The organism is Bordetella parapertussis (assembly GCF_020735925.1).
Classification (GTDB): Bacteria; Pseudomonadota; Gammaproteobacteria; order Burkholderiales; family Burkholderiaceae_B; genus Bordetella; species Bordetella pertussis.
Genome location: NZ_CP085971.1, coordinates 3,528,809 through 3,542,194, shown reverse-complemented (window position 1 = coordinate 3,542,194; position 13,386 = coordinate 3,528,809). Strand labels below are relative to the sequence as shown.

Annotated in this window: 12 protein-coding genes, 1 tRNA gene and 1 pseudogene; 3 read left to right on the top strand and 11 right to left on the bottom strand. The window is 62.9% G+C overall.

Annotated features, from left to right (window positions below; all coding sequences use genetic code 11):
• Nucleotides 1-97 precede the first annotated feature (97 nt).
• Both LK409_RS16680 and LK409_RS16675 read left to right on the top strand, forming a co-directional pair.
• Entirely contained in the window at nt 98-838 is a 741-nt protein-coding gene (locus LK409_RS16680; RefSeq protein ID WP_003814507.1) for a glucose 1-dehydrogenase, read from the top strand.
• Between the two features lie 116 nt (nt 839-954).
• A tRNA-Lys gene (locus tag LK409_RS16675) sits at nt 955-1,030 on the top strand.
• A 316-nt stretch (nt 1,031-1,346) separates the two neighbouring features.
• Here LK409_RS16675 and LK409_RS16670 read toward each other — a convergent pair.
• The 9 genes and pseudogenes from LK409_RS16670 to LK409_RS16630 form a co-directional block, all read right to left on the bottom strand.
• Nucleotides 1,347-2,990 (bottom strand): MORN repeat-containing protein, encoded by a 1,644-nt coding sequence (locus LK409_RS16670; RefSeq protein WP_010929205.1) that lies wholly within the window; start codon nt 2,988-2,990, stop codon nt 1,347-1,349.
• Nucleotides 2,987-4,162 carry a hypothetical protein gene (locus LK409_RS16665; protein ID WP_010929204.1) on the bottom strand — a complete coding sequence of 392 codons (1,176 nt, stop codon included), beginning with the start codon at nt 4,160-4,162 and terminating at the stop codon, nt 2,987-2,989. The genes LK409_RS16670 and LK409_RS16665 overlap by 4 nt, the downstream gene beginning before the upstream one ends.
• Nucleotides 4,163-4,170: 8 nt before the next feature.
• Nucleotides 4,171-5,142 carry a hypothetical protein gene (locus LK409_RS16660; RefSeq protein WP_059565526.1) on the bottom strand — a complete coding sequence of 324 codons (972 nt, stop codon included), beginning with the start codon at nt 5,140-5,142 and terminating at the stop codon, nt 4,171-4,173.
• A gap of 107 nt (nt 5,143-5,249) precedes the next feature.
• Nucleotides 5,250-5,441: pseudogene (locus tag LK409_RS16655) on the bottom strand (IS5/IS1182 family transposase); the annotation flags it as partial.
• A 305-nt stretch (nt 5,442-5,746) separates the two neighbouring features.
• Complete coding sequence (locus LK409_RS16650) at nt 5,747-6,628, bottom strand: fumarylacetoacetate hydrolase family protein (protein ID WP_010929201.1); 882 nt, start codon at nt 6,626-6,628, stop codon at nt 5,747-5,749.
• Complete coding sequence (locus LK409_RS16645) at nt 6,625-7,659, bottom strand: DODA-type extradiol aromatic ring-opening family dioxygenase (RefSeq protein WP_059565528.1); 1,035 nt, start codon at nt 7,657-7,659, stop codon at nt 6,625-6,627. The genes LK409_RS16650 and LK409_RS16645 overlap by 4 nt, the downstream gene beginning before the upstream one ends.
• Nucleotides 7,660-7,671: 12 nt before the next feature.
• A complete protein-coding gene (locus LK409_RS16640; RefSeq protein ID WP_010929199.1) occupies nt 7,672-8,088 on the bottom strand; it encodes a RidA family protein in 417 nt (138 codons plus the stop codon).
• A gap of 44 nt (nt 8,089-8,132) precedes the next feature.
• Nucleotides 8,133-8,948: an alpha/beta fold hydrolase gene (locus LK409_RS16635; RefSeq protein ID WP_041937287.1), complete on the bottom strand. Its 816-nt coding sequence runs from the start codon at nt 8,946-8,948 to the stop codon at nt 8,133-8,135.
• Between the two features lie 21 nt (nt 8,949-8,969).
• Nucleotides 8,970-9,989 (bottom strand): tripartite tricarboxylate transporter substrate binding protein, encoded by a 1,020-nt coding sequence (locus LK409_RS16630; RefSeq protein ID WP_010927040.1) that lies wholly within the window; start codon nt 9,987-9,989, stop codon nt 8,970-8,972.
• Nucleotides 9,990-10,254: 265 nt separating this feature from the next.
• Here LK409_RS16630 and LK409_RS16625 point away from each other — a divergent pair, with 265 nt between their 5' ends.
• Entirely contained in the window at nt 10,255-11,229 is a 975-nt protein-coding gene (locus tag LK409_RS16625) for a LysR family transcriptional regulator (RefSeq protein WP_010929197.1), read from the top strand.
• 128 nt (nt 11,230-11,357) lie between these two features.
• Here the strand turns inward: LK409_RS16625 and LK409_RS16620 are convergent, their stop codons facing one another.
• Together LK409_RS16620 and LK409_RS16615 are read right to left on the bottom strand one after the other, a co-directional pair.
• The gene (locus LK409_RS16620; protein WP_003814492.1) at nt 11,358-11,879 is read right to left on the bottom strand and encodes an aromatic-ring-hydroxylating dioxygenase subunit beta; all 522 of its coding nucleotides are present in this window, start codon (nt 11,877-11,879) and stop codon (nt 11,358-11,360) included.
• A 5-nt stretch (nt 11,880-11,884) separates the two neighbouring features.
• Nucleotides 11,885-13,201, bottom strand: a complete 1,317-nt coding sequence (locus LK409_RS16615) for an aromatic ring-hydroxylating oxygenase subunit alpha (RefSeq protein WP_010929196.1) — start codon at nt 13,199-13,201, stop codon at nt 11,885-11,887.
• Nucleotides 13,202-13,386: the final 185 nt, after the last annotated feature.

Below are 13,386 nucleotides of genomic sequence, written 5' to 3'. Positions count from 1 at the left end.
ATTCTACCCGTGGGGCCCGCTGTCGCCGGGGTATTGACAGACCGGGTGGCCCGCCTTCATTATATATGTATCGATCACTACATAAATGGAGCTGGCCATGGCCGCACTCGACGGAAAAGTTGCTTTCATCACCGGCGCAAGCCGCGGCATCGGCGCGGCCATCGCGCGCCGCCTGGCCGCCGACGGCGCCGATATCGCGCTGACCTACGTCAGCGCCGCCGACAAGGCCCACGCGCTGGTGGAAGAACTGCGCGCCACCGGGCGGCGCGCCCACGCCTACGCCGCCGACGCGGCCGATGCCGGGCAGGTCCGCGAGGCCGTGGCCCGGGCCGCCGCCGACCTGGGCCGCCTCGACATCCTGGTCAACAACGCCGGCATCTTCCTGGCCGGGCCGGTCGAGGACATCTCGGCCGACGACTACGACCGCTCGATGGACATCAACGTGCGCGCCGTGTTCGTCGCCACCCAGGCGGCGCTGCCGCACCTGGGCGAGGGCGGGCGCATCGTCAACATCGGCAGCTGCCTGGCCGGACACACCGGCCGGCCGGGCGTGGCCCTGTACGCCGCCGGCAAGGCCGCCGTCGCCGCCTTCACGCGCGCGCTGGCGCGCGAACTGGGCCCGCGCGGCATCACCGCCAACGTGGTGCACCCCGGGCCCATCGACACCGACATGAACCCGGCCGGCACCGACCAGGCCGCGGCGCTGGTCCAGATGCTGGCCGTGCCCCACTACGGCGAGCCGGCCGACATCGCCAACATGGTGGCCTACCTGGCCGGACCCCAGGCGCGCTACGTCACCGGCGCCGAGATCTCGGTCGACGGCGGCTACGCCGCCTGAGCGCAAAGAAAACCGGGCGCGGCTGGACAGGTCCGAAAATTCGTGTACAATGCGCCCTCTTGCAATTGCATCAGTACTGCAAACCGGCTGACCCGGAATGACAGGCAGCAATCGCCGGGCTGTTAGCTCAGTTGGTAGAGCAGCGGACTCTTAATCCGTAGGTCGAGTGTTCGAGCCACTCACAGCCCACCATGATTTGTAAAGCCGTTAGTGATAGTAGTCACTGACGGCCTTTTTGCTTTTCGGCTTCATGCAGGCGCTGTGCAGGCATTCTGAGTCTGCATCGATCAATTCAGGTCATGGTGAGGCGGTAGGCGATGCCCGAACATGGAACACGAACGGGGCCGGGTGGCAGTGACGAAAGCAAGAGCGCGCTGGTGCTGGACATTTTTCAAGGCAAGACCATCGTGGCCGAGGCCAGCCCCCAGTACGACCTGTCGCCCTCGGAAGTCGAGCAGTACGAACTTTAAAAGGCCTTGCAACGCATCGAGTTGCAAGGCCTTGGTTTTTAGAGCCGGAAGTAGGACACGCCGCCAATCGACAGTTCGCGCCCGTCGTAGCTGCAGGCGACAGTGCCGCCGGGCATGCGGGTACGCTGCATTTCATTGCCCGCCGCATCGCGGTAGACGGCTTCGTCGTAGTCGAACGTCATCTTGGAATCAGTGCTCGTCCAACGGAAATCGACGTCAAAGGTATAGGCGCGCGCGCCACCATATGTTTTTTGCCAGAAATGCCCGCGTCCGCCGGCATCGAAAGACACCTTGCTCAAACCCGTGGTGGTGGAAAACCGGCCCTCTACCCGCGCGCAACCGCTGGCCGCTCGCGCGGCATTCGATAGTTGCGGGCGATCGAGTTTGCCGTCGACGGCGGGCGCGTCCTGATGACGGGCCTGGTTTTCCTGGGCGGCGGCAACCGCCGCGGCAAGGCCTTGTTTACTCATGGGATCGGTTCGCGAGGCCGGCTGGGTTTGCCGGGCAACCTCGGCCAACTCGCGCGCCTGCGCAACCTCACGCGCTGTCGCGGCCTGCCGCGCCTTGTCGCGACGCTTGTATTGCGCAAGAGAAGCCTGTCTTTCGCCCTCGAAATAAGCGCAGTTGACGGCGCGGCCGCTCGGCGCGGTGCATTCGTACTCGCCGTCAAACGCCGACTCGTCGATGCCCGGCACATCGTGAACCACCGTACCGTCGGGCAACGTCAAATCTCCGTTGCCTGTCGGCTGTCCATTGCTCACCTTGCCTGTCCACGTCCTGCCATCGGTCAGGGTCAACTTGCCTGTGTCGGGTTCCGTGCCGGTATAGCCGCCCTGGAAAACACGGCCGTCCGGAAAACGCATGACGCTGCCCTCGGCCAGGCTCCTGCCCTGCCAGCGGCCCGCCACTTGCCGGCCGTCGTCAAATACCGGCACGCCCTCGAAACCGCTTCGCGCACCCGGCAATGCCTGGGCATTTTCGAGGCGAGCCACGCGAGACTGGGCTCGGAAGAGCTCCAGCCTGCCCGTACCGCGGGCCTGTCCATCGCTCCTGGGGCCATGCCAGCGTCCCTCCAGACCGCCGTCGAATATCAGACGAAACGGGCTGAAAGTCTGCGCCAGACCCAGGTCCCGGGACAGCGCCAAGGACTCGGCAAGACGTTTCAGGGCATCTTCGCCATGCAGGACTAGAACGTCGTCCGTCACGACGCCCAAGTCCACATGGATGACAGTGTGCCTTCCGGCCTCGACCGTCACCCACTGGGACAAGCGTGTATCGCCACGCAAAGACACCCGGACCTGGTATTGATCAGGCCACAAGGTCAGCTTGAGGTGATAGCCCAACCTGGCATCGGACTGCAAAGGGATGAAGCCAGCCGTGGACTTGGCCGCCAACGCCTCGAAACGCCAACCCTCCGTACCCCAGGGGGAATCGGGCAGAACGAAATGCAGGAAACCCGGCGCGAGAGGATCCTCGGCGGATTCGTCGGCAGGGCCAGCCGACGAATCCGCCACGGAAGTCCCGGGAGCCGGCGGGGCCTCGACCGCCGCATCGCTTTGAGGCGCGGGCGCAAAGGCATCGCGCACGCTGGTCGCCATATTGGTCAGCGTTTCGCACCCCGAAAGCGCCAGGCTTGCCAAGGCTACCAGGGCCAACCGCCGCGCGGCATGGATGATATTCATTCGACGCACTGCGGCGAACCGCAGCCCTGTGCGCATTGCCGCGCGACTTGTTCAAACTCGCCCACCAGATTGCAAGCGTAGACGCGCGCCATTTCCTGCTTGGCCGCGAGGCAGGAAGCGCTTTTGTATGGAATGGGCACCGTGCTGGAATGCCCCGCCGGGCAGGTGACACGGTATTGCTGAGTGCGTTCGGCGCCGCCGCGGGCGGGCGTATTGCCGGCGGACGCAACCGCGGCTCCGTCCAGCGTGCTGGGCGCGTATGCGCCTCGGCCACTTCGCGCGATGGCGGCCAGCGCCTGTGTTTGGCCGTCGGTCATCACGTCCTGGAACAAGGCCGCGCCGATCTGGGCGACATCCGCCCCGGGAATATCGGCCGACGACAAAATCAAGCCACCCAGGCCCAGCGCCAGCAAGGCCCCGAATCCGTCGCCGCCGCCAGAGGCCTCGGCTTGCCGCCGCCGGCGCTCCGACTCGCGGAAAGACGCCACCTGATCGGCGTAGCGCTGCTCCATTTGGGCAAGATAGGCAGGCGTGGCCCTGGTGAATTTCAACGCGTGATTGCCATTGGCAAAATCCGCCACGTAAATGCCCGGTTCCCGCACGCCATCGTGACGGACAAAGGTGCCAATCATCACGTAAGACCCCGTGCGAATGGCCGGGTCGGTCAATTCCAATTCCTGGTCAAGCTCGCTGGGCGCCTGCAGGAACATGTTGAAATCACCCTGGTACTGCCCGTTGAATCCAGCCGGCGCCTGGTTCAAGCCCGATGCGGGACCGAGGTAGGTGGACGCCGGCGAGGAATGATACGTACCTTTGTGATAGGTGAGCGCCAGTTTATGGGTATATGCATCAAGCACCAGGCTCATTTGCCCGTCAAAGCGATCAAAGTCGCCGCGAACGCGCACCCCCTCGAACAGCGATGTATCCCCTGAGCGCATGCGGTACGCCAGCATTTCATCGGCAACGGTTTCCAGCGCTGCGTTGTTTGCCTTCTCTTGCGTGAACTGCTGATGGAAGGCAGCGAGGCGAGCATTGTCGTCCGCTTCTAGCTTGGCTCGTTCCGCGGGCGCATAACCCGCGTAAGGGTCGTGGTCCCCCATGCAACCGGCCAATACGCCGCACGCCAGCAGGATCAGTCCCGCGCTGATTTTGTTTTTACATTGCATGGTCATCCCGTGCCTCAAAGGTCGGCGCATTCGGTCGCATGGATTTGCACGGCATGTTGGTAGCACACGCTATTTCCGCGTGGCTTGAGGTATTCGTACCAACCATGCAAGACGTATTGCCCGTCCATTTTTCTGGCACGAAAGCGCCTGACGGGCTCGCCATCCTCATAAATCGTGACGACTCTGCGCGATGCGTCAGGGTATGCGGCCACCGTGATCGTGGTTTTGAGAGGCTGTGCCAGCCAGTCCGGAGAAAAGAAATCGACCGTCCCGCCAACGGGCGTTCCGGCCAGTTCCGGCGCGCCGCCGCCTCCGTAGCTTTGGTAGTAGACGGAATACATGGGTTTGCCGGCGTCACGGCCTGCCGCTCGCATCTCCATGATCTCCCCGGAAAACAGGCGACGATAGTGCTTGTGCAATGCGTGCCCGAATTCCTTGTGCTCACCGACGGGCATGCCCCCGGCGTAAACCCCCACGCGGCGCTCCTGCAACAGAATGTCGTCATGGTCGTCGCCCGTGGTCTTCTTGCGTTTGTGCGTGACCAGTATGTAATCCACCGGCCCTTCGAACTTGAAATCCTCCGCGCTCGATCCCTGGCTGGGGCAAGCGCCCGAGACGACATTCAAGGCATATACCAGCGGTGGCGCCTCTTCCGGCGACCCGTTGGCGCGCAAGCGCCTGTTAACCGCTTCCAACGGGTAAGAAACCGGGCACGAAACACCCTGCCCCGGAGCGAACAGGGCTTCGCCTTGCGTCAGCAGATGGTTGATGTCCCGCAAGGCACGGGCTTGCAGCGCAGCGGCAGGATCGGGAACCGGCCCCAGCGAACGCAGTTGGCCGCTAGCGGATGGGACCGAGGCATACGCGTCCGGCGCAGCGGATGATCCGCCTGGCGTGGTTTCGCAGCCCGAAACGCATAACCCTGATACCGCCACAGCCAGCAATCGAGGTGTCATGCGGGACTTTCGCTGCTGGCGTCGGGTCATTAGCCGTCTCTCGAAAATTCAGGAATTCGTCAGGGAATGTACTGAACTTTACTTTTTATTTCAATAATTAGCGCGAGCGCCGATGGCGGCGGCTGCGGTTCCTTGCCCCGCACCTCCTCGCGCAACTGCCCCGCAATACGGTTCGCATGCCCCCACGACAGCGCCTTGTACTTGCTCGCGTTGGCCTTGATCTTTGTGCCGTCCAGCGCAATGTGCCTCAGCTTGAGCAGCTTCATCTCGCGCGCCAGCAGCAGCACCGGCACGAACAAACCCTCGATCTCCTTGAGAAACCACTGCCGGCAACTCGCCGGCAGCATTTTCATGTCAGGGACTCCTCTCTTGCGGGATCAGTTCGACTTCTTTCCAGAAGTCGCTCAGTAAGGTGGAGGCATCCACGTAAAGGTAAAAGCGGACACGCTCCGTAGGTCGAGTGTTCGAGCCACTTACAGCCCACCAGAATGATCAAGGACTTAGCGAGCAGTCGCTAAGTCCTTTTCCATTTGCGGACATCCCGCCCGGCTTGCTGCGGGGATTCCCGGCGCAGGCCGCAAGGCCCATTGAGGCGCGGGGTGGCATGGCCGCGCCTGGTCCGCGTCTTGACGACTTACTCGTTACCGACCGTGTTTTCGAGTACGCCCAATCCCGCGATCTCGATGCGGACACGGTCTCCCGATTGCAGGAAGCGTGGGGGCGTAAAACCTATCCCCACGCCGGCCGGGGTGCCGGTCGCGATGATGTCGCCCGGCTGCAGCGTCATGCCGGCCGACAAGGTCTCGATCAGGGTCGGGATGTCGAAGATCAGTTGCCGCGTGTTCGCGTTCTGTCGCAGCTCGTCATTGATCCAGCATCGCACATCCAGGGCCTGTCCATCCACTTCATCGGCCGTCACGATATACGGGCCCATCGGGCAGAAGCCATCCAACGATTTGCCGATGAACCACTGACGATGCAATTTCTGAAGGTCTCGGGCCGTGACATCGTTGATGATGGTGTAGCCGAAGACGTGCGACATGGCGTCAGCCTTCTTGATGCCTTGTCCGGCCTTGCCGATCACGACCGCCAGGTCGGCCTCGTAATCCAGCTGCTGCGTCACCTGGGCATGCCGGGGAATGACGGCCCCGGGGGCCACGATCGCCGAGGCCGGTTTGGTGAATACCACCGGCGCTTCGGGGGCATGCTCTCCATCCTTTGCGCTGCTGTCGAACCCCGAGCGCTGGAACTCGGCTGCGTGCTCGTGGTAGTTTTTCCCGACACAGAAGATGTTGCGCCGGGGCGATGAGATCGGGGCGAGGATGGTCGCCCGATCGAGAGCAATGCCGGCGCCCGACGGCGCGATCCGCTGGTGCACACTGTCCCAGGCGCTGATCAGCTCGACCAGGTCGCCTTCGTCGCGCAAAAGCCCGGACAAAGGCCAGAACACGCCGGCCTCCGTGTCCAAGATCGCCACCTGTGCCTTGCCTTGATAGTCGAGGCTTGCAAACTTCATTCCTGTTCCTTGATGAGTGGATTGACCGGCCAGGCCTGCGCCACGCCGTAATCCATATAAGCCATCCCGCAGATCCACTCGGTGACCGCTTCGTATTCGAGCAGCGTCGCGGGAGCCCCCTTCATGGCTCCCATCAGCTCGATCCAGTTGATGATTTCCTGGCCGCGATGTCCGCCGTCGCGTTTTACGTCCTCGTATTGCAAGCCGCACAGGAACTCGACGTCGCCGCGAGCCAGGGCATCGAGCATCTGGCGATCCCAGGCCTCGTTGACCAGGGGGTGCGGCGAGTTCAGCGGCCACTGGTTGCGCTCGGCCATCTCGATTTCATAGGCCGCCAGGTCGCGCAGCAGGTGGGGATCCTTTTCGAGGACGGACTTGCCATGCGTCTGGAATGCCTTCATTCGCGCCAGGAAGGCGTCGGCCTCGGGGCTGGAGTCGTTCCAGAACGGCGGCCAGTGGGACATGCCCCCGGTGGCCATGAAGGCGACGCGCAGGTCCGCGTCGAGCGCCTCCGCCGCGTTGCGCAGCGCGGCGCCAAACGCGTACGCGCGCCGGTATGGCATCACCGGTGGGGAGAACACATTGGTGAAGACGGGAATGATCGCCGGCGCGCTCCTGGGCGCCATCAGCTTCCACGGCACCATCAGGTTGTTGCCGTATTCGATCTCGCCCATTCTTGCTACGTCGTATCCATCGGCGACCAGCGACCGCAACAGCCGTTCGGCAATCTCGGGCGCGCCGCCAAAGCGCTCCTGCCGGGTCAGGCGCAGCGCTTCCAGCCATTGCGTGGCGGGGCCAGGATGGCTGTCCGCCACGCCGATGCCCACCGTCGGCATCAGCGAGCGGAAGTGGTTCTCGAAGTGGTCATCGAGGAAGGCGATGATCACGTCGGGGCGTGCGGCATCCAGGCTGCGGCCCAGGCGGTCGGCGGCTTGCAGAAGACGCCGCCGCACGGACGCCGAGGGCGCATCCGGCCATCCCAGGGCGCCGGGCGCATGGGACATGCCGATTCCAGCCACGATCTTGGCCATGATTGCCTCCGATCAAGCCGGTTGGTACGCGATTGCCTCGACTTCGAGCAGGAACTCTTCCTTGACGAGGCGATCGACGATCAGCAGGGTATTGGGCGGAAGACTTCCCGGAAAGATCGTGGGGAAGTATTCGGCACGCAGTTTCATGAACGTCTCGATGTCCTGGGAATGAACCAGGAACGTGGTGAATTTCACCAGGTGCTTGTGGGACAAGCCGAGGCCGTGCAGCACGTCGGCCAGGTTCTTGAAAACCTGGCGGAACTGCGTTTCGAAGCTGCCTTTGCCCGCAACGCTGCCATCCGGCGCCACGGAGAGCTGGCCGGCGATGAAGTACGTGTTTTCTCCTGCGGGCACGCGAGTCGCGTGCGAGTAAAGACCCTGGGCCGGGCAGGCGCCTTCGGGGTTCATGTACTGCAGTTCTGTGCTCATAATGATTCCTGGTGGTTGTGGGATGCGAATAGACGCAGCGGCGCCTACGGCGCCGGATGAAAGAAAAGGCGCGCGAGGGCGGCCAGCTTGCCGGGATGCTCCAGGGCGGGGGAGTGCCCGCAATGCGCCAGTGCAACGAGATCGGCATGCGGCAGGCGGCGGGCAATTTCCAGCGCGCTTCGTTCGAACGGGATCGGCAGATCGTTACGGCCGTGCACGAGCATGACGGGGCACTGGATGCGTCCCCACGCCTGGGCGGGCAGCACGGCGGCGTCGATGTACTGCTGCTTGTCGCCGGCGAACATCGCGCTGAAATACGCGCCGTAATCCCCCTGGTGCAAAACGTCGACGCGGCCCTGAACGTAGGCCTCGGTCAGTACGTCGCGGTCATAGACCAGCGATTCGCCTGCCCGCACGATCGCCTCGCGGGTCGGGGGGAATGACCAGGTTCTTTCCAAGTCGTCATTCAAGGGAAATGGCACGCCCATCGCCCCGGTCGTCATGACGGCGCGCACGCGCGCATCCTCGCTGGCCAGCCGCAAGGCCAGGTAGCCGGAAAGGGAATGCCCCAGGACGTTGATCCGGGCGCTGTCAAACAGATCCAGCGCTGCCTTGGCTTGGACGGCCCACAGGTCGAGATCGAAATACGGGGCCTCGGGCTTGCGGTCGCTCTGCCCGAATCCGATCAGGTCTGGCGCGATAACGTGGAAATCCCGGGCCAGTTCGTCCAGGACGAGCCGCCAGTTGCCCAGCGTGGATGCGCCCGGCCCGGAGCCGTGAATCAGACGCAGCGGCTCTCCGCTTCCTCCCTCCCAATAGGCCACGCGCAGTCCGTTGAAGGTGGTTTGCTTTCGGTCCATTGTCTTTTGCGCCATCCCCGGTCAGTCTTTCTGCTTGAGATTGGCCTTGGCTATCAGCGCTGCCCATTTGCTGTATTCAGCGTTGACGTATTGCCCGGGATCGGCCAGCTTGGTCCCCACCGGGGTTTCACCCAGGCCGGCGAGCCCTTTTGCGTAGGCCGGATCCGCATAAACGGCCTGCACCGCGGCGGCCAGTGATTGCTGAATCTCGTCAGGCACCTTCGCGGAAATGAACAACCCGGTCCAGAACAACACGCTGTAGTCGGATTGGGTAACTTCCGCGATTGTCGGCAAGTCAGGCAGAACCGTGGAGCGCGCCGTGCCCGAGGTAGCCAGACCTTGCAAACGGTTTTCCTTGAGGAACGTCGCCGCCGCGGTGATGCTCATGAAGCCGACATCGACCTGGCCGGAAATGACATCCGCCGTGGCGGGACCGCTGCCCTTATAGGGCACCTGAGTCAGATTCGCGCCCTGCGTTTCGCGCAGCAGTTCACCGGCCATATGGGGGGTGGTGCCAATGCCCGGGGTTGCGTACGTCACGCCCTTGCCTTCGACCTTGGAGATTTTCAGCATCCCGGCAAGGGAATCGAATCGCGAGTTCTTTGCCGATACCAGGACGAGGGGTGAACCGGTAAGAATGCCGACAGGCTTGAGATCGCTGACCTTGTACGACACCTGCGGTTGAAGGCTGGGGTTGATGACAAATGCCGGATCGACGATCAGCAATGTATAGCCGTCCGGACGAGCCCGGTTCGCGTAGTCGATGCCAATCATGGCGCCGGCGCCGGGGCGATTTTCTACCACGACGGATTGCTTGAACTTATCGCTCAGGGATCTGGCAAAGACGCGGGCGACCGCGTCGACTCCGCCACCGGGAGAGTAGGGCACGACCAGGGTCACGGGACGGTTCGGATACTCCGCCCGCGCGGGACTCGTGACAGGCAGCGTACAGGCCGTCGCGACAATGATTGAAGCAAGCGTTCCGCCGGCACGACGTAGGCGGGAACGGAAACCGCCGCGAGGCGACTTTTTACGGCTCATGAAACGTCTCCTTTTTGCGGTTGCTGCGCGGTAGCGCGGATAGGGCAACCGATCATCCTGGCCAGTCCGGGTAAACCCCGAACTACAGTTGTGGCCATGTGTTGATGTGTAATCTACGAAGGCGCATGGCAACTTGCGGCCTCGCTGATGCGGCAACACAATCGTGTCATCGCAGGCGCACGGGCTTGATCGCATGATAGATAGCGCCTGCGGCACATTCAATCGAGCATTCGTCATCTCAGAACTCAATTAAATTCATCTACTCATGTCGCTTCCTTCTCTCACTGCCCTGCGGACGTTCGAGGCGGCCGCTCGATATCGCAGTGTCAAACTCGCGGCGGCTGAACTGCATGTCACCCCCACCGCGGTCAGCCATCAGATCCAGCAGTTGGAAGACCTGCTCGGCGTCAAGTTATTCGAGCGCACTGGACGAGGCCTGGTCCTGACAGATGCGGCGGTTTCCTGCCTGCCGTACCTGCAGCAGGGGTTCGAGTTGCTGAAGGTGGGCGTTGACAAGTTGCGCAAACATCGCGGGCCCGACATCATTACCGTCAACACGTCGCCGTCGTTCGCGTCGCTGTGGCTGTTCCCGCGCTTGCACCGCTTCTCGCTGCTGTATCCGGATATCGACGTGCGTGTCACGACACGGCTGCGGCAGGCGGCCCAGCTGCGCCAGGAACAGCAAAGCGGCGTGAACAACGTCCAGGATTGGATCCAGGAAGCGGACCTGGTGATTGCCTATGGCAACGGGCAATTCGGCGGGTTCGAACATGAGGAACTGATTCCTCTGTACATCGCGCCGATGTGCTCGCCCGCGCTGCTGCCGAAGGGCGAGAAACAAGCCATGGGCAGCCGCTTGCTGGAGCTTCCCTGGTTGCACGATGATCGTGGCACGCTGTATGGCAGCGCGTCGTTTTGGCAACGCTGGCTGGCGGCCGCCGGCCTGGCCGACGGCAAGCCTGCCAAGGAAATGCACTTCACCCACGCCTTGCTCGCGCTGTCGGCGGCGGCCGACCAACTGGGCGTCGTCGTATCGACGCCTGTGCTGGCGGAGTCACTCCTGCGCGATGGCATCCTGTATCTGCCGTTCGATGAGCAGGTGCGAATCGACCGAAGCTATTATCTGGTCAAGGATGCATCGACGGGCAATGACAGCCGGCTCACGATATTCAAGGAGTGGCTGAGGCAGGAAGCGGCGCTGTCCAATGCCAAGGGCACGTCGGCGCAACGGCTGGCTTGACCGCCCGCGGCGGCGGCCGCGGAAGCGCTCGGCAACCACCGGCGCCGGCTCGTCGCCCCATGCCAGGCGGCGACGATCGGCGTGAGGGCAACGAGTCGTGCGCTACCAGGCAGCGCAGGGCGCGGCCCCTAGAACGGCTGCGTCAGCGTATGGAAGGCGTGGTCGCAATTGGTCAGATCGACCCGCTTTTGCCGGATACGGAACGCTGCGCCATTTTGCACAAGCAAGTAATTGAACGTGCCGGCGAATTGCTGCCGAGGGCTGCCCAGCCGGTCTTCGACCATGATGAATCGACATTCCACCTGATAGGCATCTTTCTCGCCGCCGGGTGCCACGGCCGCCCTGAAGTTGCTGGTCAGCCGGACCGTCACCGAAGCCGGAATCTGGCTGTGGATTTCCGGGTGCAGCAGGCGTTGCACGCGTGTCTGCATCGTCTCCTTGTCGTCCCAGAACAGCGATACCTGCGAATCCGGATCGGGGTTGTCGCGTGTCGCCGGCGCCCAGTATGTGGCCTCCGGCAAATAGAGCGCCAGCCATTCCTCGAAGCGCTGTTCGTCCAGCAGACGGCATTCGCGCTCGACAAACCGCTGCAGCGGCGCCAGGGCGGCGGTATCCAGCAACGACTCGCTATCGTCGATCTTCTTCAACATTATCCTTACTCCGCCATCATGAGTTCGCGCCAATACTGATGGCGCATGCGCTGGCCGACCTCGCTGGCGCGCGGCCCGAAATATGCGCCATTGCCCTCGTCGATCTCGCTGCCTTGACCACGCGCCACGATCAGCCATTGCGGCGAGCGGGCGGCCAATCCCTCCTGCTGGCGCTTGAACGCTTCCAGGTCATCGGTCTGGATGAAGGACGCCGCGGAATGAGTGATATTGAGGAACTTGATGATCTGGCGGTTCAACTCATCCGGCGTGCCATCCAGGTGGACGGGATAGATGCGCACCTCGGTACGGTTGTAGGCAAGCGGGATGACCACCCGCACGGACGTCTGCACCATGAGCACATCCAGATTCGGGAACAGCGTCATGCTGTGGCGGCGGTTCTTCAGGATTTCATCGGTCTTTTCCACGCCATGCTGTTCGATCAGCAGGGATCGATATTCGTCGATGATGCCTCCGCGCTGCCGCGTCTCTTCCTTGACGATATCGTTGGCGCCGAACAGGCTTGCCTCGGAGCTGTGTCCCCGGAGAAATCCGCGCACGCCGGTCTGGATGACGATGGGTTCGCCATCGGCACCCAGGAAGGCGGCGCGGCCGCCTTCGTCGCCAGGCCGCCGCTTGAACTGCTTGCCGTCCTCGTCGACGGTGGAGCTGTGGCACGCCACGGGGTGGTACATATCGCCCAGGTTGTCTGTCTGCAGTTTCCAATTGCCTTCGTAGATATAGCGATGGCAGCCGGCGCTCAGGCGGATCGTGCCGGCCGGGGCACGATCAACGATTTCGTCGATCCCGGAGGCGGCTGCTCCCAGGTAGTCGCGGAGCGGCTCCACATCGGGATTCAGGCTCGCGAAGATGAATCCGCGATACGCGTCCACGCGTGGTGGTCGGGCCAGGCTTGCCTTGCACGGTTCGACCGCCTCGGCGGGGAAATCCTTTTTCAAGGGAATTCCGCGCAATTCGCCATCGTGCCCGAAGGCCCAGCCGTGGTACATACAGGTCAGCAGGCGTTCGTTGCCGCGCTCGCGATTGACGATTTTGGCGCCGCGGTGGGTGCAGCGATTGAACAGCACGTGTATCTGCCCGGCGCGATCGCGGGTCAGGATGATCGGCTGCTGAGCCAGGTAGCCGGTCATATAATCGCCCGGATTGGCGACCTGGCTTTCGTGGCCCACGTATACCCAGACCTTCGAGAATATCCTCTCCATTTCCAGGCCGAAGATCTCCGGGTCGGTGTAGATGCGTCCATTGACAAGCGCTCCGTCCCTTTGGACCAGTTCGCCTAGCCCCGCCGCTGTATAGCTCGTCATTTGTCACTCCATATATTGGAAATGGACGGTCAATTACCCGTCCATTGCTTTGCGTGTGACAGATACTATGGGGCGTGGCGTGCGGTGTCACCCGACGATATTTCATCTCCGGCCTGAAGAAAACTTCATCGTGCGGTCGCGCGCCGCGGCGCGCGGTTTACGCAGCGGCAGAACCCCGAATCAAC